The sequence below is a fragment of the Allobosea sp. 01N443 genome (assembly GCF_056399325.1).
Genome location: NZ_JBFTRC010000414.1, coordinates 1 through 730 on the forward strand (window position 1 = coordinate 1; position 730 = coordinate 730).

The following is a 730-nucleotide window of genomic DNA, read 5'->3' on the forward strand; positions in this document are numbered from 1 at the left end:
GTAACCATGCGGCGTAGGCCGCAGTACGGCTATTTCGGGTCGTCCGATCTTGTGAGCAGGTGAGGATTGGCTTTGTAGATTTCGGCGAGGCCTTTGAGCGTCTCGATGCCGAAGTCTGTGAACGCCATGACGCTGTCATCGCCTGGCCCATAGACCCAGACCACGCCGTCCTCCTGGTCCATTTCATTGGCCACGTCCCACAGCCAGTCCTCGTCCTCACCGAGCATTTCGGCGACGCGGGCAATGGTATGGACATGGTGGACCTTGTTAACCGGGGCCAATGTCAGGCCGCCGCCGCAGCGATGGCGGATGCTTTGGGCATCCAGTTCCAGGGCAGCAAGTCGTCGATCCGATGAGCTGGATGCGTGGCGATCCTGGCCAGAACGTCGGCGAGCCAGGCCTGAGGATCGACGTCGTTCATCTTGGCCGTGACGATGAGGCTGTACATGGCGGCAGCGCGTTGACCTCCCCGGTCTGACCCGCAGAACATCCATGATTTTCTTCCAAGAGCGATGCCGCGCAGCGCGCGCTCGGCTGCATTGTTCGACAAACACACCCGCCCGTCATCCAGGAACAGGGTGAAGGCTGCCCAGCGCTTGAGGATATAATCGATGGCCCTGGCGAGGTCGTGGCCGCGGGAGAGCTTGGCRCGCTGTTCGCGCATGTAGACCGCAAGCGCATCGACAAGCGGCTTGCTCAGGTCCTGGCGAACTGTCCGGCGCTCCAGCGC

2 protein-coding genes are annotated in these 730 nt (G+C 62.0%); both read right to left on the reverse strand.

Features of this window, described 5'->3' with window-relative positions; genetic code table 11:
• Window positions 1–29: 29 nt before the first annotated feature.
• Window positions 30–227, reverse strand: coding sequence for a hypothetical protein (locus AC1DRP_RS36755; RefSeq protein WP_441493359.1), 198 nt, complete (start codon window positions 225–227; stop codon window positions 30–32).
• 56 nt (window positions 228–283) lie between these two features.
• A partial coding sequence (locus AC1DRP_RS36760; RefSeq protein WP_476771165.1) for an IS66 family transposase occupies window positions 284–730 on the reverse strand: 447 nt, incomplete at its 5' end.

What these genes read in the sequence shown, in the direction of transcription:
- AC1DRP_RS36755 (WP_441493359.1), bottom strand. Translation starts at nt 227, where the DNA reads ATGCTCGGTGAGGACGAGGACTGGCTGTGGGACGTGGCCAATGAAATG.